Source organism: Sphingopyxis sp. BSN-002, from assembly GCF_022024275.1.
In the GTDB taxonomy this organism is placed as follows: domain Bacteria; phylum Pseudomonadota; class Alphaproteobacteria; order Sphingomonadales; family Sphingomonadaceae; genus Sphingopyxis.
Window position 1 is genome coordinate 3,030,604 of record NZ_CP091804.1, and the last position, 26,018, is coordinate 3,056,621.

The window sequence follows — 26,018 nt, forward strand, 5'->3', positions numbered from 1 at the left end:
ACAATGGAGACTGCCATGACGATCGCCCATCCTCCTCTCCCCTATGCACTGGACGCGCTCGAGCCGCATATCTCGGCCGACACGCTGGCGACGCACCATGGCAAGCATCACAAGGCCTATGTCGACAAGACGAACGCCGCGATCGAGGGCACCGAGCTGGCCGACAAGCCGCTCGAGGAGATCGTCCACCACGCCGAGGGCGCGGGCAATCGCGGCCTGTTCAACAATGCCGCGCAGGCGTGGAACCACGCCTTCTATTGGGAAAGCCTGAGCCCGGCGAAGACCGAGCCCAAGGGCGACCTTGCCGCGGCCATCGACCGCGATTTCGGCTCGCTGGACGATCTGAAAAAGAAGCTCAAGGAAACCGCCGTCAATCATTTCGCGTCGGGCTGGGCGTGGCTCATCTCGCGCGACGGCACGCTGTCGGTCACCGACACGCACGACGCCGGCACCGAACTGACCGCGGGCATCAAGCCGCTCGTCGTGATCGACGTGTGGGAACATGCCTATTACATCGACCGCAAGAATCTGCGCCCGGCCTATGTCGACGCGGTGGTCGACGAACTGCTCAATTGGGATTTCGCCGCCGAGAATTTCGCACGCGAGACGACCTGGACCTATCCGGCGTAAGATCTGAATAGTGTCATCCCGGCCTTCGCCGGGATGACACTATGCCGTAACGAAAATTGGCCCGCGCGGGCCTATCCCGATGATCGCGATCCGCCTATAGGGCCGCCATGACGATCAGCCTGTTCGAACTCTTCAAAATCGGTGTAGGTCCTTCGAGCTCGCATACGGTCGGGCCGATGGTTGCCGCGCGGCGCTTCACCGTGTGGCTCGACGAGCAGGGGCTGCTCGCAGGGACCGCGCATGTCGAGGCGGACCTCTATGGTTCGCTAGCGCTGACGGGGAAAGGCCACGCTGCCGATACCGCGGTGGTCGCGGGGCTTGCGGGTGAGATTCCGGCCTCGACCAGCCTCGCCGCGATCAAGGCGCATTGGGACCGCGCCGAGGGCGAGGGGGCGATCTACCTGCTCGGGCGACAGCGGGTAAGGTTTCAGCCGAAAAGCGACCTGCATTTCCAGATGCGCCAGCGCCAGCCGTTCCACAGCAACGCGCTTAGCTTCACCGCGCGCGACGGCGATGGCGAGATATTGGCGAAGCGCATGTATTTCTCGATCGGCGGCGGCTTCGTCGTCGACGAGGACGAGGCAGGACGCAACAGCCGCGGCGCGGAGGATGAAGTCGAACTGCCCTATCCCTTCACCTCGGGCGCCGACCTGATCGCGATGGGCAAGGCGTCGGGCCTCAGCTTTGCCGAAATGATGTTCGCCAACGAAGTGCGTCACCGCCCGCCGAACGAGGTGACGGCGGGTATCGATGCGATCGCCGAGGCGATGGATGCCTCGATCGACGCGGGCTGTTCGAGCACGGGCATTCTGCCCGGCGGGCTGAAGGTCATGCGCCGCGCGCCGCAGATCGCCGACGACATCCGGAGCCGCCACGAAACCAATCTGATCGACCCGCTCGCGATGATGGACTGGATCAACCTGTGGGCGATGGCGGTGAACGAGGAAAATGCCGCGGGCGGCAAGGTCGTCACCGCGCCCACGAACGGCGCGGCGGGGATCATCCCCGCGGTGATCCGCTTCTACCGCCGCGGCTATCGTGGCGATGCCGCCGGCGTGCGCACCTTCCTGCTCGCGGCGGGCGCGGTCGGCGCGCTCTACAAGCGCAACGCCAGCATTTCGGGCGCCGAGGTCGGCTGCCAGGGCGAGGTCGGCGTCGCCTGCTCGATGGCGGCGGCGGGGCTGACGGCCGCGCTCGGCGGCACCAACGCGCAGGTCGAGAATGCCGCCGAGATCGGCATGGAGCATAATCTGGGCCTCACTTGTGATCCCATTGGAGGTCTGGTGCAGATCCCGTGCATCGAGCGCAACGCGATGGGCGCGATCAAGGCGATCGACGCCAGCCGCATCGCGATGATCGGCGACGGCACGCATGTCGTCAGCCTCGACACGGTGATCGTGACGATGCTGCAAACCGGGCGCGATATGCGGGATAAATATAAGGAAACGTCGAAGGGCGGGCTGGCGGTTAGTGTGGTGGAATGTTGAGGGCAAAGCGCTAATTGTGCGGACCGATATTCAGGTCTAGCAGAATATTTCCAATCTGGGAGATCCGCATTGTTCGACTGGCTGAAAAGTAAGAAGGCGCTAACTGCCAACGCCGCGCCCGCGAATGATACTCGCGGCGTTTTCGACATCGTGACGGATACAGCCACAATTTGCGTTTTTGACCTGGCCGCAATGAGCCATCGTAAAGACGATACTGGCGATTGGTGGTCCATTCCAAGAGACGAATTGATGGAAGTTCGTAACAGCAATGCGCTGTTTCTAAATCTGGGTGCAGATGGACGCTATCAGATTGAAATTACCAAACAATGTGATCCTGAGCGGGCTGGCTATCATTTAAAGGCGCCTTCCGGGCGCATATTTATCGGGGCGGGGGAGGAAATGTCCGGCGGGGGTTTTGAACCGACCGGCGAATGGGGAGGAGCATTTCTCTCGGTCGATGATCCGCATCAAAAAGTTAGCGTGTCGCGTCAGGGCAGCATGATTACGATCAATTTTCAACCGACCGAACCATTCCTCAACGACTTGGTCGATCTTATTCGCATCTAGATTGGTAGAGCGAAGTCATCCAGGCCATAGGCGTTAGTCAGCCCCACTCCGCTGCAACGCCCCCGGCAATTCCTCGCGCAGCTTGTCGATCAGCAGCCGAACCTTCGGCAGCAAATGGCGGCGCTGCGGATAGACCGCCCAGATCGGCTCCTCCTGCGGGCGCAGCGGGTCGAGGAGCGAGACGAGCGCGCCGCTTTGCAAATGCGGCATCACATAGAAATCGGGAAGCTGGCAGACGCCGTGGCCCGCGAGTGCGGCTTCGGTGACCGCGGTGCCGCTGTTGCAGCGCCAGCGGCCGGCGGGGCGGTGGGTGATTTCCTTGCCCTGCGCGCGGAAGTGCCAGGCGGGGGCGGTGCCGAGCAGGCATTCGTGGCGTGCGAGGTCATCGATCGACGCAGGTGTCCCGGCGCGCGCGAGATAGGCGGGCGCGGCGCAGAGATAGAGGCTGCGCGAGGCGATGCGCGTCGCGACCAGCCCCGAGTCCGGCAGCGTGCCGGTACGGATCGCGAGGTCGAAGCCCTCGGCAAGCAGATCGACGACGCGGTTGGTGAGTTCGAGCGTCACGGTCACGTCGGGAAAGGCGAAGGCATGGTCGCGCGCGATCTGCGCGACGAAGCGCTCGCCCATCGCGATCGAGCAGGTCATCCGCACCTCGCCGCGCGGCGCGCCGTCGTCGCTGACCGCCGAAAGCGCATCGTTGCGCGCGGCGATGAGGCTGCGGAATTGCTCGATCAAGGTGCGGCCTGCCGGGGTCGGGACGACGCGGCGCGTCGTGCGTACGAAAATCTGCGCGCCGATGCGGTTTTCAAGGCGGATCACCGCGCGGCTGATGTGCGAGGTCGAGGTGCCGAGCCGCGCCGCCGCCGCGACGAAGCTGCCCGCGTCGGCGATCGCGACGATCTCGTCGATGCCCTCCCATGCGCTCATTATCTCACCTTTGGGATAATATATTGCCGATTGGCCCCTTTATCGCGCTTTGGATCGGTGTACAGCGGGCGCAACCAATTTCTCGCAAGGAGTGCTCCCCATGAAGACCCGCGCCGCCGTTGCGTTCGAAGCGAAGAAGCCGCTCGAAATCGTCGAACTCGACCTCGAAGGCCCGAAGGCGGGCGAGGTGCTGGTCGAGATCATGGCGACGGGCATCTGCCACACCGATGCCTATACGCTCGACGGTTTCGACAGCGAGGGCATCTTTCCGAGCGTGCTGGGGCATGAGGGCGCGGGCGTCGTGCGCGAGGTCGGTGCGGGCGTCACCAGCGTCAAGCCTGGCGACCATGTGATCCCGCTCTACACCCCCGAATGCCGCCAGTGCAAAAGCTGCCTGTCGGGCAAGACCAACCTCTGCACCGCAATCCGCGCCACGCAGGGCAAGGGCTTGATGCCGGACGGCACGACGCGCTTTTCGTACAAGGGCCAGCCGATCTTTCACTATATGGGCTGCTCGACCTTCTCGAACTTCACGGTGCTGCCCGAGATCGCGGTCGCGAAGATCCGCGAGGACGCGCCGTTCCAGTCGAGCTGCTATATCGGCTGCGGCGTGACCACCGGCGTCGGCGCGGTGATCAACACCGCGAAAGTGCAGGTCGGCGACAATGTCGTGGTCTTCGGGCTCGGCGGCATCGGGCTCAACGTGATCCAGGGTGCGCGCCTTGCCGGTGCCGACAAGATCATCGGCGTCGATATCAACCCCGACCGCGAGGAATGGGGCCGCAAGTTCGGCATGACCGAGTTCCTCAACTCGAAGGGCATGAGCCGCGAGGATGTCGTCGCGACGATCGTCGCGATGACCGACGGCGGCGCCGACTATACCTTCGACGCGACGGGCAATACCGAGGTGATGCGGATCGCACTCGAAGCCTGCCACCGCGGCTGGGGCACCTCGATCATCATCGGCGTCGCCGAGGCGGGCAAGGAAATCGCGACGCGCCCGTTCCAGCTCGTCACCGGCCGCAACTGGCGCGGCACCGCGTTCGGCGGCGCCAAGGGCCGCACCGACGTGCCGAAGATCGTCGACATGTATATGACCGGCAAGATCGAGATCGACCCGATGATCACGCACGTCATGGGGCTGGAAGAGATCAACAAGGGCTTCGACCTGATGCATGCCGGCGAGAGCATCCGCAGCGTCGTCGTTTACTGAGCCGACTCCAATTTCCGTTCGCCCTGAGCTTGTCGAAGGGCCGTTCTTCCTCCATGCGGCGGCGCAGAAGAAAGAACGGTGCTTCGACAGGCTCAGCACAAACGGGTTTGGAGAGCGCGCGGAGGGAGTGACGAAGTGAGCGGACCCTATGTCCTGACGTTCAGCTGCGTCGACGCGGTGGGCATTGTGGCCGCCGTGACGGGGCTGCTGGCGGAACGCGACGGCTTCATTCTCGACAGCCAGCAATATGCCGATCTCGATTCCGGGCGCTTCTTCATGCGCGTCGAGTTTCGCGGGGCTGGACCGCGCTTTCCCGAGAGGCTGGCCGGCGTTGAAGAGGCGTTCGCGCCGATCGTCGCGCGCTTCGCGATGGATGCGCGGATCAGCGACCGCGCCGCAAAGCCGCGCTTCGTCATTGCGGTGTCGCAGGGCAGCCATTGCCTGAACGACCTGCTCCACCGCTGGTCGACCGGCAATCTGGCGATCGACATCGTCGGCGTGGTTTCCAACCATGAGGCGCAGCGGCGCCTGTCCGAATGGCATGGCGTGCCCTTCCATTACCTGCCGGTCAGCGACGCGAACCGCGCCGACCAGGAAGCGGCGATCCTCGACGTGATGGCGCGCGGCGGCGCCGAATATCTGGTGCTCGCGCGCTATATGCAGGTGCTCTCGCAGGATCTGTCGGCGAAGCTGTCGGGGCGCTGCATCAATATCCATCACAGCTTCCTGCCGGGCTTCAAGGGCGCCAAGCCCTATCACCGCGCGCAGGAGCGCGGGGTGAAGCTGATCGGTGCGACCGCGCATTTCGTGACGAGCGACCTCGACGAGGGGCCGATCATCGAACAGGCGGTCGAGCGCGTCGATCACCGCGACAGCGTCGACGAACTGATCCGCATCGGCCGCGATACCGAGGCGCAGGTGCTGGCGCGGGCGGTGCGCTGGGTCGCCGAGCAGCGCGTGCTGATCGACGGCCGCAAGACCGTGGTCTTCCGCTAACGGCCGTTCGTCATTTTCGGTGAACCGGAAACGCTATCGTGACTGGTCCTGACGGGGCGGGCAGGATAAGTCCCGAATCGCAACCATAATCAGGAGGAGCAAAAGGCGTGTACAGTCACAATATGGTCGGCGCGAACGACATCGAGGCGGCGAAGAAATTCTATGACGCGACCTTCCAGGCGATCGGCGGCAAGCCGGGCATCCAGGACGACAAGGGCCGCCTGATCTATATGCACAACGGCGGCCTGTTCCTCGTCGGCAAGCCCATCGACGGCGAAGCCGCGACCGTGGGCAACGGCTGCACGATCGGTTTCGCGATGGAAGGGCCCGAGCAGGCGAAGGCCTGGCACGATGCCGGCGTCGCCAATGGCGGCACCTCGATCGAAGATCCGCCGGGCGTGCGCGAAGGCGGTTTCGGCCAGCTTTATCTCGCCTATCTGCGCGATCCGTCGGGCAACAAGCTCTGCGCGCTTCACCGCGTCGTTTAAGGGCCGGTCATGCGCGGCGAAGCGGGATTGCTGACCGATCTGGATGCGCTTGGCATCCCCTTCGCCGCCTATGAACATGTCGCGGTGTTCACCGTCGCCGAGAGCGACGAGGTGAACGCCGCGATACCGGGTGCGCATACCAAGAACCTGTTCCTGAAGGACAATGGCGGCGCCTATTGGCTCGTCACCGTGCCGGGCGAAGCGCGGGTCGACCTGAAGGCCTTGCCCGCCGCGATCGGCAGCAAGCGCGTCAGCTTCGGCAAGGCGGAGGACATGGAACGCTTGCTGGGAATTGCACCGGGTTCGGTGACGCCGCTCGCCGCGATCAACGCGCCGGTCGGGAGTATCACCGTCGTGCTCGACGAAGGGCTGGCGGCCGCCGACACGGTCAACGTCCATCCGCTGCGCAACACCGCGACGCTCGGCCTGTCGGGCGCGGCGATTCTCGATCTGCTGCGTCACTGGGGTCACGCACCGCTTGTTGCGGGAGTTCCGGTACAGACCGGATAGAAAAGAAAGGACCGCCGAAGCGAGGCTCCGGCGGTCCGTTTCGTCGGGAATGCCCCGGCGCTATCAGGCCTTGGGCTCTTCCTTCGGTGCCGGCTCGTCGCTCGGCGCCTTCTTGTCGGTGGGTTCGGGCGCCGGAGCGGGTTCCGCGGTCGGCGTCGGCTCGCTCGACGGTTCGGCGGTGGGCTGCGGCGCCGGCGCCGGTTCTTCCGTGGGCGCCGGTGCGTCGGGCTCCTGTGCGAGCGCGAGCGGCGCGATGCAGAAGCTGGCGGCGGCAACGGCGATAATCGAAATCTTGCGCATAAATACCCCTATGCTGGTATCGGGAGAGGCCGGCAGTGCGACCCGTGGAAAGCCACGCTTGCTGGTTCCGCAAGCTGTGGTTGAGGCCAAACCTGTGTAATTGCGCGAAAGTTCCGGAGCATCGCGGTGCCCAGGTCGCCTGCGGGACGAACGCCCCGAAATGCGGGGTGAACCCCTTAGCGGTCGCTGAACAGCGCGGGGTTGCGGAACCCCTTTGCCAGATGGTCGATCCATGCGCGCACCAGCGGCGGCAGGCCGGTGCGTGTCGTGAAGACGAGGTGGACGATGCCGTCCTCGCTCCGCCATTCGGGCAGCACATGGACGAGGGCGCCCGAGCGCAATTCCGCAGCACAGGCGTGGTCGGGCAGCATCGCGACACCGAGCCCCGCGGCTGCGGCTTGCCGGATCGCGCCGAAATCCCCGCAGCTGAGGCGCGGAATATGCCGGATATCGCGCGGCCCGTCGGGCCCTTCGAGCCGCCACGTCTCTTCGCCGTCCTCACCCGACGAACTCAGCGTCGGCAGCTCCGCAAGCGCCTCGATCCCGCCCCCCGCGATGCGATTGGCGAGCGCGGGGCTGGCGATCAGGATGCGGCGGCTGTGCGCGAGCGTCCGCATCGTCAACTCCGCGTCGCTGTCGAGTTTGACACGCACGCGCAGCGCGACGTCGATCCGCTCGGCGATGATGTCGACCGGGCGATCGACCGCAACGATCTGGACATGGCCCTTCGGATAGAGGGTCAGGAAGTCGGGCAGCATGTCGGCGACGATCGACACCAGCCCGGTCGGGCACGACATGCGGACGGTGCCGCGCGGCTCGCTGAGGCTCGCCTCGACGATCGCTTCGGCACGCTCGGCGGCGGCGACCGCGAGCTGCGCCTGCGCGTGGAAGGCGAGGCCGATGTCGGTGACGCGGAAGCGCCGCGAAGAACGCTCGATCAACCGCGCGCCCAGACGCTCTTCGAGCGCGGCAATGCGGCGGCTGAGTTTCGACTTGGGCAGGCGCAGCGCGCGGCCGGCGGGGGCAAAGCCACCGTTCGTCACTACAGCATCGAAATAGCGCAGATCGTTGAGGTCCTGCATGACAATCGTTCTATTGATGGAACGATAAGTGTCAATATTGCCGTCTACTGCCAACATCGTTGCGGATTTATCTCCTCTCCATCGGACGGCGAAGGGTTCGCCGCCCTCTGACAGGAGAATGACCATGACCTATGATCTCAAAGGCAAGGTGGCAGTCGTGACCGGTGGCAACAGCGGCATCGGCCTCGGTATCGCGCAGGAACTCGCCGGGCAGGGCGCGAAAGTTTTCGTCACCGGCCGCCGGCAGGAAGAGCTCGACGCCGCGGTGCAGGCGATCGGCCATGATGCCGTCGGCGTGCAGGGCGACGTGACCAGCTTTGCCGACCTCGATCGCCTTTATGACGTCGTCCAGCAGCATGGTGCGCCGATCGACATCCTCGTCGCCAATGCCGGCGGAGGCGCATTCCAGCCGCTCGGCGCAATCACCGAGGAAGAGTTCGACCGCACCTTCGGCCTGAATGTGAAGGCGACGCTGTTCACTGTGCAGAAGGCGCTGCCGCTGCTGCGCGAAGGCGCGTCGATCATCCTCACCGGGTCGACGACATCGACGCGTTCGGAACCGGCGTTCAGCGTCTATGGCGCGACCAAGGCGGCGATCCGCAATTTCGCGCGCAGCTGGATACTCGACCTCAGGGACCGCAAGGTCCGTGTGAACGTCATCGCGCCGGGCGCGACCACCACTCCGGGGCTCAAGGGGCTCACCTCGAGCGATGAGGAATGGAATGCGCTCGAAGGCGAATTTGCCGCCCGCGTTCCGCTTGGCCGCCTTGCAGACCCGCGCGAAATCGGCAGGGCGGCCGTGTTCCTGGCCTCCGACGCGTCGAGCTATGTCAACGGCGTCGAACTGTTCGTCGACGGCGGCTTCGCCCAGATCTGACGCCGCGTGAATTCGATTGCCCCGTCGTCCCGGGTGGACGGCGGGGTTGCGCGTTTCGGGTCGCCGCGCCACAAGGCGCGCATGCCTATCGAGACCCTCTCCACCGTCCGCAGCCATGGCGGCACGCAGGGCGTGTACAAGCACGCGAGCACCACCACCGGCACCGACATGACCTTCGCGGTCTTCGTCCCCGACCATGCGCATGGCGCGAAGCTGCCGGTGCTCTGGTATCTGTCGGGGCTGACCTGCACCCATGCCAATGTGATGGAGAAGGGCGAATATCGCGCCGCCTGCGCCGAGCATGGCGTGATCTTCATCGCGCCCGACACGAGCCCGCGCGGCGAGGGCGTGCCCGACGATGCCGACGCGGCCTATGATTTCGGGCTCGGCGCCGGCTTCTATGTCGATGCGACCGAGGAGCCGTGGGCGAAGAACTACCGGATGCGTTCGTATGTCGAGGACGAACTGCCGTCGCTGGTGCTGCGCAATTTCGCGAGCGCCGACCTGACGCGGCAGGCGATCACCGGTCATTCGATGGGCGGGCATGGCGCGCTGACGATTGGCCTGCGCAATCAGGATCGCTTCCGCTCGGTGTCGGCCTTTTCGCCGATTGTCGCGCCGTCGCAGTGCCCCTGGGGCGAGAAGGCGCTCACCGGTTATCTCGGCGACGACCGCGAGGACTGGCACGCCTATGACGCGTGCGCGCTGCTCGATCAGGGGCTGCGCGTGCCCGACCTGCTTGTCGATCAGGGCGATGCCGACAATTTCCTCGTCGAACAGCTCAAGACCGAATTGCTGGTCGCGGCGTGCGAGCGGGCGGGACAGAAAGCCGAAATCCGCATGCAGCCGGGATACGACCACAGCTATTATTTCATCTCGACCTTCATGGCCGAGCATGTTGCCTGGCACGCCGAGCGGCTGAAGGCGTGAAACTCCCCTCCCTTCAGGGAGGGGTTGGGGGAGGGCATGTGGTGTTGCCGAACCCTCCCCGCTGCGACTAGCGAGCAAGCTCGCAAGTCTCGCTACCCCTCCCGCAAGCGGGAGGGGATTTAAGAGCGCTCCGGAATCAACAAGGTAGAGCCCGTCGTGCGTCCGGCTTCGAGGTCGGCGTGCGCCCGCGCCGCATCTTCGAGTGAGTAACGCTGGCCGACGGTGATCTTTACCGCGCCGCTTTCGATCATCTCGAACACGCGTGCGGCCCCGGCGGCGCGCTCGCCGGGGTGCAGGTAATAGTCGAACAGGGTCGGCCGGGTGACGAACTGCGATCCGTGCTGCGCGAGGATGCCAAGGTTCACGCCGGTCACCGGCCCGCCGGCATTCCCATAGCTGACGATCAGTCCGCGGCGCGCGGTCGCCTTCAGCGAGATGTTCCAGGTCGCCATGCCGATCCCGTCGAAGGTGACGGGGACACCCTGACCGTCGGTGATCTCGCGGACATGCGCGGCGACATCGTCGCTCTTGTAACGGATGACATGATCGGCGCCGGCCTCGCGTGCGACATGCTCCTTGGCTTCGGTGCTGACGGTGCCGATGACGGTCGCGCCGACGGCCTTCAGCCATTGCACGAGGATCAGCCCGACCCCGCCCGCGGCGGCATGGACGAGCACCGGCCAGCCAGCCTCGACCTTCGCGCAGCGCTCGACGAGCGCCTCGACGGTCGCGGCCTTGAGCAGCGCGGCGGCAGCGGTTTCGTCGTCGATCGTCGCGGGCAGCTTGAACAGCGAGGCCGCGGGGACGAGCCGCGCCGAGGCATAGGCGTTGCGCTGCGGCCCGAAGGTCGCGACGCGGTCGCCGGGCTGGAGGCCATGGACGTCGGGCCCGACCGCGATCACTTCGCCCGCGGCTTCGACGCCGAGGCCGCCGGGCAGCTCGACCGGATAGGTGCCGTCGCGGTGATAGGTGTCGATATAGTTCAATCCGACGGCGGTTTGGCGCACGAGCACCTGACCGGGGCCGGGATCGCCGAGCGTGACCTCGCGCCAGTCGATGACCTCGGGTCCGCCCTGCGTTTCGATGAACGCCTCGATCGCCTGCATGCGCCGCTCTCCTGCTGATCGCCCCCATCTGGGGCGGGCAGGCAAGCGGCGCAAGGGCGGAGCGGTGAAAGCGCCGCTACGTCAGGCGGGAGCGATCAATATTTGCCCTGCTTGCGCGGGCCCCGCTGGCCATAGGGCTTGGGCTTGTAGCGTTCGGTCGGGCCGCCGGGCGTGCTGGCGCCGCGCGGCTTGCGCGGGCCATCGCCGCGCGGGCCGTCATGACGCGGACCGTCGTGGCGGGGGCCGTCATGGCGCGGACCGCCGTGACGCGCGCCGCCCTTGTGCGGACCTTTCTCGCGGCGCGGCGGATAGGTGGCGCCGCCGGGCGCGGGAGTGATCGCGACGCCGCTGTCGTCCTCGCCATCCTGATTGGCGGTGCGCTGGATGGCCTCGGCGAAGCGGTCGGCGATGGCGAGCGGGATGTTGAACAGGGTTTCGCTCGGCCCGATGCGGATCGCGCCGATCTCGTGCTTGGTCACATGGCCGCGGCGGCAGAGCAAAGGCAGGATCCAGCGCGGGTCGGCGTTCTGGCGGCGGCCGATGTTCAGTTTGAACCAGACGCTGTCGTCGAACTGCTCGCGGTGCTGGCCGCGGTCGGGACGATCATCGCGTTCGAAGCGGTCGCCCCGCTCGCCGCGCTCGCGGCGCGCGGGCGGGCCATTGTCGATCAGATCTTCGGGGGGCGGCATCAGCGCGCGGTGCGCGCGGACGAGCGATGCGGCGATATCCTCGGCCGAGCGCTCGGCCATCAGGCGCTGCGCGAGTTCGAGGTCTTCAGCCTCATGCTCGACGGGGGCGAGCAGCTTTTCGATCAGCCGCTCCTGATCCTTTTGCCGGACGTCGGCCGCGGTCGGGGCGTTCATCCACTCCGCCTCGATCTTCGCGCCGCGCAGCATGCCGTCGACGCGGCGACGGCGCGGATAGGGGACGATCAGGACCGCGGTGCCCTTCTTGCCCGCGCGGCCGGTACGGCCCGAGCGGTGCTGGAGCGTTTCGGCGTCGCGCGGGATTTCGACATGGACGACGAGGCTGAGGCTCGGCAGGTCGATGCCGCGCGCGGCGACGTCGGTCGCGACGCAGACGCGCGCGCGGCGGTCGCGGAGCGCCTGCAGCGCATGGTTGCGCTCGTTCTGGCTATGCTCGCCTGACAGCGCGACGGCGGCGAAACCGCGCTCGACGAGGCTGGCGTGGAGGCGGCGGACATTGTCGCGCGTCGCGCAGAACAGCATCGCGGTCTCGGCCTCGTGCAGGCGGAGCAGGTTGATGACGGCGCCCTCGATATCGGCCGGGGCGACGGTCACGACCTGATAGGCGATGTCGCCATGGCCGCGGTCTTCGCCGACGGTCGAGATGCGCAGCGCATCGCGCTGATAGCGCTTCGCGAGCTGGGCGATCGGCTTCGGGATCGTCGCCGAGAACAGCAAAGTGCGGCGCGTCTCGGGCGTCGCGTCGAGGATTTCCTCAAGATCTTCGCGAAAGCCCATGTCGAGCATTTCGTCGGCCTCGTCGAGGACGGCGACGCGCAGTGCCTCAAGGTCGAGCGCACCGCGTTCGAGATGGTCGCGCAGGCGTCCCGGGGTGCCGACGACGATGTGGACGCCCTGGCTGAGGTTGCGGCGTTCGCGGCTTGCGTCCATGCCGCCGACGCAGGTCGCGATGCGCGCGCCGGCCTTGCCGTACAGCCAGCTCAGTTCGCGGCTGACCTGCAGCGCGAGCTCGCGCGTCGGCGCGACGATCAGCGCGAGCGGCGAGCTGGCGAAGGGCAGACGGCCGTCCTCGATCAGCTCGTCGGCCATGGCGAGGCCGAAGGCGACGGTCTTGCCCGAACCGGTCTGCGCCGAGACGAGGAGGTCGCGGCCCTTGGCTTCGTCTTCGGTGACGTGCGTCTGGACGGGGGTGAGCGCTTCATAGCCGCGCGCGACGAGGGCGTCCGAAAGGACGGGCGAGAGATTTTCGAAAGGCATTTTGTTCTTCTTGTCCTGTGCGGCAAAGGCGCCGTCGTTGCTTCTCCGCCGCCCGGGATTCGGTTCGGGTCTGACGCCCGGGTCCGAACAATTGGGTCATGGATGCTGAAACGGGTTCAGCATGACGAGGAAATATGTGGGTTTTTCCTAAAGCGCCTGACCCGCAGCGTGTCCGCTGGCCCAAGCCCATTGAAAATTATAGCCGCCCAGCCACCCGGTGACATCCACGGCTTCGCCGACCGCATACAGTCCCGGCACGCTTTTGGCCATCATTGTTTGCGACGACAGGTTTGCGGTCGAAATTCCGCCGACGGTGACCTCGGCCTTGGCATAGCCTTCGGTGCCGTTCGGGTGGAAGGGCCAGCGCGCGAGACGCGCTTCGGCGTCGGCAAGCTTGCGGTCGGTCTGCGCACCCAATTCGCCGGGAAGGGCGAGGCGGTCGGCGAGTGTCTGCGCAAGGCGATCGGGGAGGGCGATGGCCGAGGCGAGCGTCGCGCGCGGCCGACTGCGCTTGGCGTCAAGAAGCCAACCCGGCGCAGCGCCGGGCAGGAAGTCGATCGTGACGGGCTCGCCGTGGCGCCAGTAGCTGCTGATCTGGAGGATCGCCGGACCGGAGAGGCCCTTGTGGGTGAAGAGCGCGGCTTCGCGGAAGGCGGTCTTGCCCGCGCGCGCCTCGACCGGGGTTGCGACGCCCGACAGGTCGCGGAACAGCACATCGTCGCCGCCGAGTGTGAGCGGCACGAGCGCGGGGCGTGGCTCGACGACCTTGAGGCCGAACTGGCGCGCGAGGTCATAGGCGAAGCCGGTCGCGCCCATCTTCGGGATCGAGGGGCCGCCGGTTGCGATGATGAGGTTGGGTGCCGCAAATTGCTGGTCGCTGAAAGTCACGGTGAACGTGCCATCGGCGTGCGTCACCTCGCGCACGGGCTGGCCGCAGCGGACGTCGACGCCGCCTTTCGCGCATTCCTCGAGCAGCATCGCAACGACCTGTTTCGCCGAGCCGTCGCAAAAGAGCTGGCCGAGCGTCTTTTCGTGATGCGCGATGCCGTAGCGGTCGACCAGCGCGATGAAGTCGGCCGCCGTGTAGCGCGCGAGTGCCGACTTCGCGAAATGCGGGTTCGCCGAGATGTAGCGGTCGGGCGCGGTGTGGATATTGGTGAAGTTGCACCGGCCGCCGCCCGAGATGAGGATCTTCTTCCCGACCTGATCGGCATGGTCGAGCAGCAGGACGCGCTTGCCCCGCTGCCCCGCAACCGCGGCGCACATCAGTCCGGCCGCGCCGGCACCCAGCACGATGGCGTCGTAACCTGTCATGCGGGTGTCAGTGCAGCTTTGCGATCGAGAGGCCGTCGGCCTTGGCGCGGACCTTCACCGACTCCTCGCTGCGGGTGAGCGCCTTTGCGATCGCCTTCAGCGCCATCCCCTTCTTGGCGAGCGTGTGGAGCTTGTCGATCTCGGCCGCGGTCCAGGGCTGTTTGTGGCGTTCGAACTTGTCCTTCATGCCATGACCTCCGGATCGGCGGCGGCGGCAAGGATTTCGATAGCGTCCTCGCGGCCCTGAAATTCGACCATGTCACCGGCCTCAGCGCCCATCAAGGCGCGGCCGAGCGGCGCGGCGAAGGCGATACGGCCCGCGGCAGGATCGGCCTCGTCGTGGCCGACGATGGTGACCGCGCGCTCGGCGCCATTGAGTGCATAGTGGACGCGGCTGCCGATGCCGACGACATCGTCTTCGGCCGGCGCCTGCACCTCGGCGGTTGCCTTGCGCGTGTTGAAATAGCGGAGCTGGCGCTGGAGCTTCTTGCGGGCTTCCTCATTACCCTCGGCCGCAACTGCGGCTTCGAGGCGCGCGACCTCTTCGCCGAGAAGCCGGAGGCCGCGCGGTGTCACGAGGTTGGCGCCGACCGGGATCGGCAGCTCATATTCGGGTTCTTTATGCTCGTCGTCGCTCTCGCGGCGGAAGGCTACGCTCATCGTCTCTTTCCTGAATGATCGGCGCCTCTGGGCCATGAAGGTGGCGATATAAAGGCGCGTCGCCGTAACCACGCGGCGATCCCGCTCGAAACAGGGACGATGCCATCCCCCGCATCATCCATTTTCCAAGGGAGTATCCACATGACCAACACGCTGAAACTGTCGCTGGCCGCCTCGGCCATTCTCGCCATGGCCGCCGGCAACGCAATCGGCAGCACTGCCGTCGCCGCCGAAGGCAAGACCGAGAAATGCTTCGGCATTGCGCTCAAGGGCAAGAACGACTGCGCCGCCGGCCCCGGCACGAGCTGCGCCGGCACCTCGACCGTCGACTATCAGGGCAACGCCTGGAAGCATGTGAAGCCCGGCACCTGCGTCAAGATGGGCGGCACGCTGACCGCGCATGCGGGCAATGCGAAGCCCAAGAAGGGCTGATCCACCTTGTCCGCCCCCTCGGTCCACTCACTACCGTCACGCGCCGGCATAGGGCTTCGATCCCGGCACTATGCCGATGTGCTTGCGGCGGTGGAGGAGGGGGCGGCGCCCGCCTGGGTCGAAGTACACCCCCAAAATTACTTCGGCCCAGGCGGGCCCCCGCATCGCTGGCTGACCGCGATCGCGGCGCATCTGCCGCTGAGCTTTCATTCGGTCGGGCTGTCGCTGGGGTCGGCGGCGGGCGTCGATACGGGCGAGCTCGAAGCGCTTGCGGCGCTGTGCGACCGCTATGCGCCAGCGATGGTGTCCGACCATCTGAGCTGGAGCAACGGACCGGACGACAAATTCCCCGATCTGCTCCCCATTCCCTATACCCATGCTGCGCTCGATCATTTCATCGAACAGGTCGGCCGTGTGCAGGACCGGCTCGGCCGGCACATCCTGATCGAGAATCCGTCGCGCTATCTCGCCTATGCGAAGAGCGATCGGGACGAGGCCGGATTCCTGCACGAACTTTGCCGCCGCAGCGGCTGCGGGCTGCTGCTCGACATCAACAATGTCGAAGTGTCGGCGTTCAACCTCGGGCTTGATCCGCTGCCGTGGCTCGACGCTTTCGATCCGTCGCTCGTCGGCGAGATCCATGTCGCGGGTCATGCCGTCAAGGACGACGACATGGGCGGCCGGATCGCGATCGACGATCATGGATCGCCGGTGCGCGCGAGTTGCTGGGATCTGCTTGCGCGCTTTCTGAAGCGCTCAGGGCCGAAGCCGGTGCTCGTCGAATGGGACACCGACGTTCCCGACTTCGCGGTGCTGATGGGGGAGGCGACGACGGCCGACCGGCTGATCGAACCCGTCGATGCTTGAACGCGAACAGGCGGCCATAGCGGCAACGTTGCTGCATGGGCCCGATGATCTGCCCGGCGGACTGTTCGCGGGCGACGATGCCGCAGTGCTGCGCGGCCTTTGCGTCCATGCCAATACCATCTCGCACGCGCGCCTCGTTGCGCTCGAAGAGACGTTCCCGCGCACGCGCGCGCATCTTGGGGATGCGGAATTCAACCGCCTGTCGCGCATCTTCGTCGAAGGCGGCGGCGCCGAAGCGCTCGCGCTTCCCGACATCGGCCGCGATTTTGCCGGCTGGCTCGACGATCCGCTCGCCGCCGACGTCGCGCGGGTCGAATGGGCGTGGCTCGAAAGCTACAACGCCGCCGAGGCGCCACCGCTGCGCCTCGCCGACCTTGCGGGGCAGGATGAAGCGGCGCTGCTCGCGCTGACGTTTCGTCTGCACCCCGCGGCGCAGGTCGTTACGCTGGCGAGCGATGCCGCGCCGCTGGTCGACCCGGCCCTTGCGTCCGGTACAGGCGCGTTGCTGGTCGTCCGGCCCGACGCCGAGGTGCGGTTGCTCGCGCTGCACGTCGCAGACGATGCCGCGCTCGACCGGGCGAAAGAAATTTCGACCTTGGGTAACCTGATCGCCGTGCTCGCCGAACTGCATCCCGACGGTGGCGCGGCAATCGCGACGCTGATCGACGCAGGGGCATTCGAAAGGTTTTGAGAGATGAATCGCTTGGTCGCATTCTATGATCGCGGCGTGGAGATCGCCGCATCGCGTATCCCCGAATCGCTCGCACTGTTCCTGCTGCGCGTCGCGCTGGCCGGCGTCTTCTGGCGTTCGGGCCAGACCAAGGTGATCGAGGGCAGTTTCCTGTCGATCAACCCGTCGACCTATGACCTGTTCGCGTCGGAGTTTTCGGGCCTGCCGCTCGATCCCGTGATCGCGGTGCCGCTGACCACCTATGCCGAGCATTTCTTCCCGGTCCTGCTGCTCTTCGGTCTCGCCACCCGTTTCTCGGCCGGCGCGCTGCTGGTGATGACGCTGGTCATCCAGATATTCGTCTTTCCCGATGCCTGGTGGCCGGTGCACTCGCTGTGGGTGGCGATGGCGGCGATCCTGATCGTGCGTGGCGGCGGGCTGTTTTCGCTCGACGCGCTGCTTGCTAGGGTGCGCACGCAATGAGCATCGACGAACCTTCGCTCGCGCGCCTGATGGCCGCATCGCAGCGGGGGGATCGTGCGGCCTATCGGGCGCTGCTCGGCGATTGCCGCAAATGGCTCGAACGCTATTTCGCGCGGCGCATCGCGCCGCACCAGATCGACGATCTGGTGCAGGAAACGCTGGTGTCGATGCACCGCAAGCTCGCGACATGGGACAGCGGCCGGCCGTTCCTGCCCTGGCTTGCGGCGATCGCGCGCTATCGCTGGATCGACATGCTGCGCCGCCAGCGCGACGAGGCCGAACTCGGCGAAAATGACGCCGCGGTCGGTGCCGAGGACGAGGCAGTGCACGCGCAGCTCAGCATCGACCGGCTGCTCGCCTATCTGACGCCGGCGCAGGCGCAGGCGATTACGCTGGTGAAGATCGAGGGCGCGTCGATAGCCGAAGCGTCGAAAATTTGCGGCCAGAGTGAGAGCTTGGTCAAGGTGAATATCCATCGCGGGCTGAAGAAGCTCGCGCAATTGATTGAAAGCGAATGACATGAAGGACGCATCGATCGACGATCTGATCGACGGTCTCGCCAGCGAGCTCGAGCCGGTCCGCCCGCGGCGCGTGCTGCGCGGCGGGCTTTGGGTTGCTGCGGGCTGGCTGACTGGCGCCGTGTTGCTGCTCTGGGTTTTCGGGATGCGGCACGATCTGGCGGCGGGGCTGGCGATGGCGCCGCTGCCGATGCTGGCCTTCTGGCTGATCGTCGCGCTCGGCCTCGCCGCCGCGTGGAGCGCGCTGCGCATGGGGCTTCCTGCGGTCGGCCGCGACTATAGCGGATGGCGCTGGGCCGGGCTCGCCGCGCTCGCTCTGCCGCTGACCGCCATCTTTATCGGAATGGGTGACAGCCATGCCGCGATGGATGCGATGCGCCCCGAAACCGGGATGCGCTGCACGATCGACGGGCTGATTGCCGGGCTCGGCGTCGGCGCGGCGCTGTTCGCTTGGCTCAAGGGCGGCGCGCCGACCTCGCCGACGCGGGCGGGCTGGGTGATCGGCATTGCCGCCGGCGCGGCGGGCGCAACTGCGGTCGGCCTGCATTGCTCGTCGAACGACATGATCCATATCGCGCTGTGGCACGGGCTCGCGATCCCGCTCTGGGGTCTGGCCGGGCGTGTTTTTCTGTCGCCTCTGCTGCGCTGGTAGCGACCGCTGGACATCGCTTCTTCTGTGTTATATGGATAACACACGAAGGAGATTGAGCATGCGTAACTGGACGATGGTGGCCCTGCCGCTGGCACTTGCAATGACGGTCACGGCCTGCAGCGCCGAGATCACGAGCGACAGCAAGGATGGCAAGCGAACGGTCGAGGCCGGGCCGGTCACGACGCAGAGCTTCGATCTCAAGGATTTCACCGGCGTCAAGGTCGCCGGACCCGACGACGTGGCCATCCGCCATGGCGAAGCCTTTGCGATCACCGCGAAGGGACCGAAGAACGAACTCGACGAACTCGAGATCAAGCTCGACGGCGACGTGCTGTCGATCGGCCGCAAGCGGTCGGGCTTCAGCTTCAACAGCCATGACGGCAAGGGCCTGCAGATCGAAATCACATTGCCGAAGCTCGACAAGCTGCGCCTGACCGGCTCGGGCTCGATCGACGCCGACAGCATCGAGGGCGATGCGGTCGAGGCCGTCGTCACCGGATCGGGCGACCTCAAGGTTGCGAAGCTTTCGGGCAAGAGCGCCGAACTCACGATCTCGGGCTCGGGCGATATCGAGGTCGGCGGCGGCACCATCGGGACCGGCGATTACAATGTCACCGGGTCGGGCAGCATCGACGCCGACGGACTGATCGCCGACACACTCGATATTTCGATCACCGGGTCGGGCGACGTCGATGCGCAGGCGACCGGCGCGGCCGACGTCAGCATCCTCGGTTCGGGCGACGCCAATATCAGCGGCGGCGGCAAATGCACGACCAAGGCGATGGGATCGGGCACCGCGACCTGCAAGTGACGCGGCTATGGTGTCGCCCCGGCCGAACGGTTAAGGCGGCACCATGACCAGCTATTCCCGCCTGGCCGCTCCGCTGGCCGCCGCCCTGCTTTTCACCGGCCCGGCTTCGGCCGCCGAAAGGCGTTTCGGACTGTCGAGTTTCGAGGCGATCGAGGTTACGGCCGACGTCGATGTCGAGGTTGTGACGCGCGCGCCGGTGAGCGCCGTCGCCACGGGGCCGCAGGATGCACTCGACCGGCTTGTGCTCGAAACGCGCAGCGGACGGCTGGTGATCAGTTCGAAGAAATTTTCGGACGACGAGAACCGCCCGACGCAGCCGGGCGCCGTGACGATCCGCATCAATGCCGCGAACCTGCAGTCGGCGACGCTGGTCGGCGCGGGATCGCTGCAGGTCGACCAGCTGAAGGGCACGCGGGTCGCGGTCGGGCTGCGCGGGCCCGGCAGGATCGGGGTCGGCCGGATCACGACCGACCGGCTGGCGGTCGCGATGATCGGCAACGGCACGATGACGCTCGCGGGGACGGCAAAGCAGGGCCAGATGACCCTGTCGGGCGCGAATATGGTCGATGCCGGCAAGCTCGCGATCGACGAACTCACCAGCGACAGCGAGGGCGCGGGCGATCATATCCTCAACGCGGTGAAGAGCGCTGCGGTGACGACGCGCGGGATCGGCAAGACAGTGGTGCTCGGCCGCCCCGTCTGCACCGTGCGCAATACCGGAAGCGGCAGCGTGACCTGCGGACCCGCGAAACGATAGGCGCTAGTGGGCCGCGGCGCCCAGCCCGTCGATCTTCTTCGATTGCTTTGCGATCAGGCCCGGGAAGAAGCGCGCGAGGCGCGACAGGCGCTTTGCCATCTTGCCGACGGTGACATGCACGCGGGTGCCATGCACGGCCTCCCACGCCGCTTCGCCCACGCGCTCGACCGGGACGATTTCGAAGCCGCTTGCGGACAGGCGGTTGCGCGCGGGCTCGTTGCTGTCGGCGCTGACCTGGTCGAGCAGCGGCGTGTCGATGAAGCCCGGCATCAGCGAGCGCACCTTGATGTCATGCTTGGCGAATTCGATCTCCAGCGCCTCGGTCAGGCCGCGCACCGCGAATTTGGTCGCCGAATAGACGGCGAGCCCTGCCACGCCATAGAAGCCCGACGCCGATCCGGTGTTGAGGATCGTCGATCCGGGCGTCGCGCGGAGTAGCGGCAGCGCCATGTAGATGCCGTTGACGACGCCGCCGAAATTGATCGCGATCAGCCGGTCGGCTTCCTCGGGGGCCATGTCGATATATTGCCCGCCCGACCCGATGCCGGCATTGTTGAAGAGGACGTCGAGCCGTCCGCCGCTTGCCGATGCGAAGGCATCGAGCGCCGCCTTCCACTGGTCGCGGTCGCGCACATCCATGATATGCCGCGACGAGGCTCCCTCGGGAAGCAGGGCAGCGGTTTCGTCGATTCCCTGTGCATTGACGTCGGCGATTCCGACGAACCAGCCCTGCGCGGCAAAGTGGCGTGCTGTCGCACGGCCGATTCCCGACCCGCCGCCGGTGATGAAAATCGCCTTCCGTGCCATCTGCGCGCTCCCTTACATTCGTGTCAGTGACAGAAGAGGCGAGGCTGACGTGAACGTCAAGCGGCAATCGCGCTTGGCAAGGCGACCTGCGCGTCGCTATCAGGGCGCCGATGTTTCGCCTGCGCCTGATGCTCCTGACCTTGCTGGCCTTCTGCATGGGCGTCGCGCTTCCCGCGCACGCGGCGGTAACCGTCAGCTTCTACAGCCATGATTTCGGCGACCGCTTTCCGCACGCCTTCATCGTCGTGAAGGGAAAGCTCGACGGCAGCGGGCAGGCGGTCGACAATAATTTCGGCTTTACCGCGAAGAATGTGAGCCCGGCGATCCTGCTCGGGTCGGTGAAGGGCTATGTCCAGACATCCGAGCCCGATTATATCGCGAAGAGCGATCGCCAGTTCAGCGTCGTGGTCGACGATGCGACCTATGCGCGCGTGATCGCAAAGGTGCGCGAATGGCAGGATCGCAAGCAGCCGAGCTATAGCCTGAACAAGGCGAACTGCGTCCATTTCGTGATGGAACTTGCCGAAGTCGTCGGGCTGAAGGTCAACCGGAAAAGCAAATATTTCAAGAAACCGAAGACGTTTCTGCTCGAGGTGAAGGAACTCAATCCGGCGCTCGGGTAAGGGGGGACGAAAATGATGATTGCGATGCTGATGCTGCTCGCGGCGCCCGGAGCGGAACAGCCGCCGTCGCCCGTGCCGCAGGCCGACGAGCCGATGAAGCCGGTCACCAATCCGGGGGGCTGGGTCACGCCGGCGGACTATCCGCCCGCCGCGCTTCGCGACACGCTGGAAGGCGTGACGGGCTTCCGCCTGACGGTCGGACCCGACGGCTTGCCGCGCAGGTGCGAAATCATTGCGTCGAGCGGGCACGAAATGCTGGATACCGCAACCTGCCGCCTCCTCATGGAGCGCGCGCGGTTCCAGACGCAGCGCGATGCCAACGGCGTGCGGGTTGGCGGCACCTATAGCAACCGCATACGCTGGCAGATGCCCGACGATTATCTGGAGCAGCTGGCGAGGTCGGGTTTCCAGCTCGATACCAATCGCCCGGCCTGGCCGCGCGGCGCCGTTCCCGATCCGGAGATGGTGACGCTCGATGCGGGCGCGCACTATCCGGCGAAGGCGCTGGCGGAGCGGCAGGAAGGCGATGTCGTCATGACGCTGACCGTCGATCCGCTTGGCAAGGTGGTCGGCTGTGCGGTGATCAACACCAGCATGGTAAAGGAGCTCGACGATGCCGCTTGCGCGCTGATGCGGGCGAACGGCAAATTCCAGCCCGCGCTCGACAGCAATGGCAAACCGGCAAGGTCGGTGGTTCCGGCAACCTTCAACTGGGTGCTGCCCCGCGCCGACGATGCCGCGCCGAACCCGGAGCCGCCCATTCGCAAATTCCCCATGAGCGATGCCGGGATGATCGAGGCGACGGTGCGGATCGGCACCGACGGGCAGGCGAGCGATTGTCAGTACAAGAGCGCAGGTGTCGGGGGGCAGATGCCGAATCCGTGCGACTCGATCGGCGGCAGGCTGCGCTATATCCCCTTTACCGATACGAACGGGCGGCCCGTTGCAAGGCGGATCACCTTCCGGACCGAGGTGAAGGTCGAGGACGATGCGGCGCCGGCGGCCGCGCCGGCCAAATAACCAGCCACTGGACGCCGGACCACTTTCACCCTATGTTCAGGGAACGGGGCGCAATAATCTTGGCTCCGGACGTATGGAGGGGCGATTCTTGCGGTTACTTCTGACCCTTTTGGCGCTGATCACCGGATTCGCGAGTGCGGACCGGGCGATGGCTGCGCCTGCCGTTCCGGCGGCAATGGGGTCGCTCGTCCTGCTCGCCGAAAGCGCGGGCAAGGTTGAGACCGTCGACAATGAACGCCGTCCCACGACGACCGCACCGACGCGCCGCACCACCAGCGGCGGCGGCGGCAAGCCGCGCAAGGCGGGGCCGCCGCACCTTCCCGGCCTTCTCACCGGCAGCGACCGCGCGCTCGAATAGCTTGAAGAGCTGACGCCCTTTCGGGCCTCGCCTCCGCCTGTGCGGGGGCTTTTCCTGTATGTTCCGCGCGGCATGCCTGCCGCCCCCGCCTATCCAGAATCCAAGGAAATTCCATATGTTCGGCAGCATTGCCAAGAGCCTGTTCGGCTCGTCCAACGACCGCTACGTCGCCTCGATGCGCAAGATCGTGGCGAAGATCAACGCCTTCGAGCCCGAGCTCGAGGCGCTGAGCGACGACGACCTGAAGGCGCAGACGCAGAAATTCCGCGACCGGCTGGAAGCCGGCGAAACGCTCGACGACGTCCTGCCCGAAGCCTTTGCGACGGTGCGCGAGGCGTCGAAGCGCACACTCGGCATGCGCCACTTCGACGTCCAGATGATCGGCGGCATCGTCCTTCACCGCGGCGAGATCGCCGAGATGGCGACGGGCGAGGGCAAGACGCTGATGGCGACGCTCCCCTGCTATCTCAACGCGCTCGAGGGCAAGGGCGTGCACGTCGTGACGGTCAACGACTATCTGGCCCGCCGCGACGCCGAATGGATGGGAACGGTCTATGGCTTCCTGGGCCTGACCACCGGCATCATCGTCCCGAACCTCAACGAGACGCAGCGCCGCGAAGCCTATAACAGCGACATCACCTATGCGACGAACAACGAGCTGGGCTTCGATTATCTGCGCGACAATATGAAGTTCGACCGCGCGCAGATGGTCCACCGCACCTTCAACTTCGGGATCGTCGACGAAGTCGATTCTATCCTGATCGACGAGGCGCGCACCCCGCTGATCATTTCGGGGCCGACCGACGACAAGTCGGAAATGTATGTCCGCGTGAACGAGGTCGTGCTCCAGCTTGTCGAGGACGATTACGAGAAGGACGAGAAGGCCAAGTCGATCAACCTGACCGAAGAAGGCACCGAGCATGTCGAGCGGCTGCTCGAAGCCGCGGGCCTGCTCCAGGGCAGCAACCTCTATGACATCGAGAACACGCAGGTCGTCCATCACGTCAATCAGGCGCTGAAGGCGATCGTGATGTTCAAGCTGGACATCGATTATATCGTCAAGGACGGCAAGGTCGTCATCATCGACGAATTCACCGGCCGCATGATGGACGGTCGCCGCTGGTCCGACGGTCTGCACCAGGCGGTCGAAGCGAAGGAGGGCGTCCAGATCGAGCCCGAGAACCAGACGCTCGCCTCGATCACCTTCCAGAATTATTTCCGCATGTATCCGAAGCTGTCGGGCATGACCGGTACCGCCGCGACCGAAGCGGCCGAATTTTTCGACATCTACAAGATGAACGTCGTCACCATCCCGACCAACCGCCCGATCGCGCGCAAGGACGATGAGGACGAGTTCTACAAGAATATCACCGACAAGTTCGGCGCGATCGCGCGCACCATCCGCGAAGCGCAGGAACGCGGACAGCCGGTGCTCGTCGGCACCGTGTCGATCGAAAAATCGGAACTGCTGTCGTCCTTCCTCGAAAAGGAAGGTGTGGCGCACAGCGTCCTGAACGCGCGCTTCCACGAGAGCGAGGCGCACATCGTCGCGCAGGCGGGCCGCACCGGCGCGGTCACGATCGCGACGAACATGGCGGGCCGCGGCACCGACATCAAACTCGGCGGTAACGAGGAGTTCCGCATCGAGGACGAGCTGAAGGACATGCCCGAGGGCCCCGAGCGCGACGCCGCGGTGGAACGCATCAGCGCCGAGGTCGCCGCCGAACGCGAAGCCGTGCGCGCAGCGGGCGGGCTGTTCGTGCTCGCGACCGAACGCCACGAAAGCCGCCGCATCGACAACCAGCTGCGCGGCCGTTCGGGACGCCAGGGCGACCCCGGTCTGTCGAAATTCTATCTCTGCCTCGACGACGACCTGCTGCGTATCTTCGGACCCGACACGCTCTTCTCCAAGATGATGAACAAGAATCTGGAGGATGGCGAGGCGATCGGATCGAAGTGGCTGTCGAAGGCGATCGAGACCGCGCAGAAGAAGGTCGAGGCGCGCAACTACGACATCCGCAAACAGGTCGTCGAGTATGACAACGTCATGAACGACCAGCGCAAGGTCATCTATGAACAGCGCGGCGAGATCATCGACAGCGAAACCGTCGACGAGGTGATGACCGCGATGCGCGCCGAAACGGTGAACTCGATCGTCGCCGATGCCTGCCCGCCGGGAAGCTATCCCGAACAGTGGAACATCGAGCAGATGAAGGAGCGCGTCGCGAACATCCTCGACCTGACCCCGCCGATCGACGACTGGATGCAGGAAGATGCGGTCGACGCCGAAGTCTTCGAGGAACGCATCCAGGAAATGGCCGACAGCGCCGCCGCAGGAAAGGCGGCGCAGGTCGACGATGAATCGTGGAAGGGGATCGAAAAGTCGATCCTGCTGCAGACGCTCGACCATCACTGGAAAGAGCATCTCTCGACCCTCGACGCGCTGCGGCAGGTCGTGTTCCTGCGCGCCTATGCGCAGAAGCAGCCGATCAACGAGTACAAGCAGGAAGCCTTCGCGCTGTTCGAGCGGATGCTGCAGAATATCCGCGAGGATGTGACGCGCACCGTCGCGCGCATCGACTTCCAGTTCCAGGAACCGGAACCGATGCCGCTTCCCGATCTGCCCGATTTCCTGACGACGCATATCGACCCGTTCACAGGCGAGGACGACAGCGGCGACATCGACGCGGGCGAACTGGGCGTGATCGCGAACACGCTGCCGCCGATGCAGTCGCCGCGTCCCGACATGCCCGATGGCGAGAATCCCTATGCGGCGCTCGAGATCAGCCGCAATGCGCCGTGCCCGTGCGGGTCGGGCCGCAAGTACAAGCATTGCCACGGCCAGCTCTAAGGGCCGTTACTCCTCCCAAGTCGTCATCCCGGCGAAGGCCGGGATCTCGACCTCGCGATAAAAGGCAACGGTGAGATCCCGGCCTTCGCCGGGATGACGGGGAAAGGGGCAGTGACAG

The 26,018-nt window shown here is 65.8% G+C and carries 30 protein-coding genes; 21 read left to right on the forward strand and 9 right to left on the reverse strand.

The genetic code is table 11. The features are described from left to right. The first annotated feature begins 15 nt into the window (after positions 1-15). The 3 genes from L7H23_RS15070 to L7H23_RS15080 all read left to right on the forward strand — a co-directional run bounded on the left by L7H23_RS15070 (position 16) and on the right by L7H23_RS15080 (position 2,684). Positions 16-630 (forward strand): superoxide dismutase, encoded by a 615-nt coding sequence (locus L7H23_RS15070; protein ID WP_237836686.1) that lies wholly within the window; start codon positions 16-18, stop codon positions 628-630. A gap of 107 nt (positions 631-737) precedes the next feature. Next, complete coding sequence (locus L7H23_RS15075) at positions 738-2,117, forward strand: L-serine ammonia-lyase (protein WP_237836687.1); 1,380 nt, start codon at positions 738-740, stop codon at positions 2,115-2,117. A 69-nt stretch (positions 2,118-2,186) separates the two neighbouring features. After that, positions 2,187-2,684, forward strand: a complete 498-nt coding sequence (locus tag L7H23_RS15080) for a DUF6386 family protein (protein WP_237836688.1) — start codon at positions 2,187-2,189, stop codon at positions 2,682-2,684. A gap of 33 nt (positions 2,685-2,717) precedes the next feature. Here L7H23_RS15080 and L7H23_RS15085 read toward each other — a convergent pair whose 3' ends face one another. Next, positions 2,718-3,611 (reverse strand): LysR family transcriptional regulator, encoded by an 894-nt coding sequence (locus tag L7H23_RS15085; protein ID WP_237836689.1) that lies wholly within the window; start codon positions 3,609-3,611, stop codon positions 2,718-2,720. Positions 3,612-3,711: 100 nt separating this feature from the next. On the opposite strand from L7H23_RS15085, the gene L7H23_RS15090 reads away from it, so the two are divergent. From L7H23_RS15090 to L7H23_RS15105, 4 genes are all read left to right on the forward strand, one after another. Further along, positions 3,712-4,824 (forward strand): S-(hydroxymethyl)glutathione dehydrogenase/class III alcohol dehydrogenase, encoded by a 1,113-nt coding sequence (locus tag L7H23_RS15090; protein WP_237836690.1) that lies wholly within the window; start codon positions 3,712-3,714, stop codon positions 4,822-4,824. A 135-nt stretch (positions 4,825-4,959) separates the two neighbouring features. Next, complete coding sequence (purU, locus tag L7H23_RS15095) at positions 4,960-5,820, forward strand: formyltetrahydrofolate deformylase (RefSeq protein ID WP_237836691.1); 861 nt, start codon at positions 4,960-4,962, stop codon at positions 5,818-5,820. A 107-nt stretch (positions 5,821-5,927) separates the two neighbouring features. Then, the gene (locus L7H23_RS15100) at positions 5,928-6,308 is read left to right on the forward strand and encodes a VOC family protein (RefSeq protein WP_237836692.1); all 381 of its coding nucleotides are present in this window, start codon (positions 5,928-5,930) and stop codon (positions 6,306-6,308) included. 9 nt (positions 6,309-6,317) lie between these two features. After that, a complete protein-coding gene (locus L7H23_RS15105) occupies positions 6,318-6,818 on the forward strand; it encodes a prolyl-tRNA synthetase associated domain-containing protein (RefSeq protein WP_237836693.1) in 501 nt (166 codons plus the stop codon). Positions 6,819-6,881: 63 nt separating this feature from the next. Here L7H23_RS15105 and L7H23_RS15110 read toward each other — a convergent pair whose 3' ends face one another. Together L7H23_RS15110 and L7H23_RS15115 are read right to left on the reverse strand one after the other, a co-directional pair. Next, positions 6,882-7,118: a hypothetical protein gene (locus tag L7H23_RS15110; protein ID WP_237836694.1), complete on the reverse strand. Its 237-nt coding sequence runs from the start codon at positions 7,116-7,118 to the stop codon at positions 6,882-6,884. 176 nt (positions 7,119-7,294) lie between these two features. Beyond that, the gene (locus L7H23_RS15115) at positions 7,295-8,200 is read right to left on the reverse strand and encodes a LysR family transcriptional regulator (RefSeq protein ID WP_237836695.1); all 906 of its coding nucleotides are present in this window, start codon (positions 8,198-8,200) and stop codon (positions 7,295-7,297) included. A gap of 124 nt (positions 8,201-8,324) precedes the next feature. On the opposite strand from L7H23_RS15115, the gene L7H23_RS15120 reads away from it, so the two are divergent. Beyond that, entirely contained in the window at positions 8,325-9,077 is a 753-nt protein-coding gene (locus tag L7H23_RS15120) for an SDR family oxidoreductase (protein ID WP_237836696.1), read from the forward strand. Positions 9,078-9,158: 81 nt separating this feature from the next. After that, positions 9,159-10,007, forward strand: coding sequence for an S-formylglutathione hydrolase (fghA, locus tag L7H23_RS15125; RefSeq protein WP_237836697.1), 849 nt, complete (start codon positions 9,159-9,161; stop codon positions 10,005-10,007). A gap of 119 nt (positions 10,008-10,126) precedes the next feature. Here fghA and L7H23_RS15130 read toward each other — a convergent pair whose 3' ends face one another. From L7H23_RS15130 to L7H23_RS15150, 5 genes are all read right to left on the reverse strand, one after another. After that, positions 10,127-11,113: a quinone oxidoreductase gene (locus L7H23_RS15130; RefSeq protein WP_237836698.1), complete on the reverse strand. Its 987-nt coding sequence runs from the start codon at positions 11,111-11,113 to the stop codon at positions 10,127-10,129. 95 nt (positions 11,114-11,208) lie between these two features. Further along, complete coding sequence (locus tag L7H23_RS15135) at positions 11,209-13,077, reverse strand: DEAD/DEAH box helicase (RefSeq protein WP_237836699.1); 1,869 nt, start codon at positions 13,075-13,077, stop codon at positions 11,209-11,211. Between the two features lie 147 nt (positions 13,078-13,224). Next, positions 13,225-14,391: an NAD(P)/FAD-dependent oxidoreductase gene (locus L7H23_RS15140; protein ID WP_237836700.1), complete on the reverse strand. Its 1,167-nt coding sequence runs from the start codon at positions 14,389-14,391 to the stop codon at positions 13,225-13,227. A gap of 7 nt (positions 14,392-14,398) precedes the next feature. Beyond that, a complete protein-coding gene (locus tag L7H23_RS15145) occupies positions 14,399-14,578 on the reverse strand; it encodes a hypothetical protein (RefSeq protein WP_054724496.1) in 180 nt (59 codons plus the stop codon). Further along, positions 14,575-15,051, reverse strand: a complete 477-nt coding sequence (locus L7H23_RS15150) for a GreA/GreB family elongation factor (RefSeq protein WP_237836701.1) — start codon at positions 15,049-15,051, stop codon at positions 14,575-14,577. Before L7H23_RS15150 ends, L7H23_RS15145 begins: the two co-directional genes overlap by 4 nt. Positions 15,052-15,192: 141 nt before the next feature. On the opposite strand from L7H23_RS15150, the gene L7H23_RS15155 reads away from it, so the two are divergent. The 8 genes from L7H23_RS15155 to L7H23_RS15190 are packed head-to-tail and all read left to right on the forward strand — an operon-like array spanning position 15,193 to position 20,241. Continuing rightward, positions 15,193-15,483, forward strand: coding sequence for a DUF2282 domain-containing protein (locus L7H23_RS15155; RefSeq protein WP_237836702.1), 291 nt, complete (start codon positions 15,193-15,195; stop codon positions 15,481-15,483). 6 nt (positions 15,484-15,489) lie between these two features. Next, positions 15,490-16,350, forward strand: coding sequence for a DUF692 domain-containing protein (locus L7H23_RS15160; protein ID WP_275671205.1), 861 nt, complete (start codon positions 15,490-15,492; stop codon positions 16,348-16,350). After that, positions 16,343-17,041, forward strand: a complete 699-nt coding sequence (locus L7H23_RS15165; RefSeq protein ID WP_237836704.1) for a putative DNA-binding domain-containing protein — start codon at positions 16,343-16,345, stop codon at positions 17,039-17,041. Before L7H23_RS15160 ends, L7H23_RS15165 begins: the two co-directional genes overlap by 8 nt. A gap of 3 nt (positions 17,042-17,044) precedes the next feature. Then, entirely contained in the window at positions 17,045-17,503 is a 459-nt protein-coding gene (locus L7H23_RS15170; RefSeq protein ID WP_237836705.1) for a DoxX family protein, read from the forward strand. After that, entirely contained in the window at positions 17,500-18,021 is a 522-nt protein-coding gene (locus L7H23_RS15175) for a sigma-70 family RNA polymerase sigma factor (RefSeq protein ID WP_237836706.1), read from the forward strand. Before L7H23_RS15170 ends, L7H23_RS15175 begins: the two co-directional genes overlap by 4 nt. A gap of 1 nt (position 18,022) precedes the next feature. After that, complete coding sequence (locus L7H23_RS15180; protein ID WP_237836707.1) at positions 18,023-18,673, forward strand: DUF1109 domain-containing protein; 651 nt, start codon at positions 18,023-18,025, stop codon at positions 18,671-18,673. Positions 18,674-18,731: 58 nt separating this feature from the next. Next, on the forward strand, positions 18,732-19,484 hold the full coding sequence (locus L7H23_RS15185; protein WP_237836708.1) for a head GIN domain-containing protein: 753 nt from the start codon (positions 18,732-18,734) through the stop codon (positions 19,482-19,484). A gap of 43 nt (positions 19,485-19,527) precedes the next feature. Then, positions 19,528-20,241 carry a head GIN domain-containing protein gene (locus tag L7H23_RS15190; protein WP_237836709.1) on the forward strand — a complete coding sequence of 238 codons (714 nt, stop codon included), beginning with the start codon at positions 19,528-19,530 and terminating at the stop codon, positions 20,239-20,241. A 3-nt stretch (positions 20,242-20,244) separates the two neighbouring features. On the opposite strand, the gene L7H23_RS15195 is transcribed toward L7H23_RS15190, so the two are convergent. Then, entirely contained in the window at positions 20,245-21,048 is an 804-nt protein-coding gene (locus tag L7H23_RS15195) for an SDR family oxidoreductase (RefSeq protein WP_237836710.1), read from the reverse strand. A 110-nt stretch (positions 21,049-21,158) separates the two neighbouring features. On the opposite strand from L7H23_RS15195, the gene L7H23_RS15200 reads away from it, so the two are divergent. From L7H23_RS15200 to secA, 4 genes are all read left to right on the forward strand, one after another. After that, on the forward strand, positions 21,159-21,671 hold the full coding sequence (locus L7H23_RS15200; protein ID WP_237836711.1) for a hypothetical protein: 513 nt from the start codon (positions 21,159-21,161) through the stop codon (positions 21,669-21,671). Between the two features lie 12 nt (positions 21,672-21,683). Beyond that, complete coding sequence (locus L7H23_RS15205) at positions 21,684-22,691, forward strand: energy transducer TonB (protein ID WP_237836712.1); 1,008 nt, start codon at positions 21,684-21,686, stop codon at positions 22,689-22,691. 148 nt (positions 22,692-22,839) lie between these two features. Next, a complete protein-coding gene (locus tag L7H23_RS15210) occupies positions 22,840-23,049 on the forward strand; it encodes a hypothetical protein (protein WP_237836713.1) in 210 nt (69 codons plus the stop codon). A 115-nt stretch (positions 23,050-23,164) separates the two neighbouring features. Further along, a complete protein-coding gene (gene secA, locus L7H23_RS15215) occupies positions 23,165-25,900 on the forward strand; it encodes a preprotein translocase subunit SecA (protein ID WP_237836714.1) in 2,736 nt (911 codons plus the stop codon). Positions 25,901-26,018 lie beyond the last annotated feature (118 nt).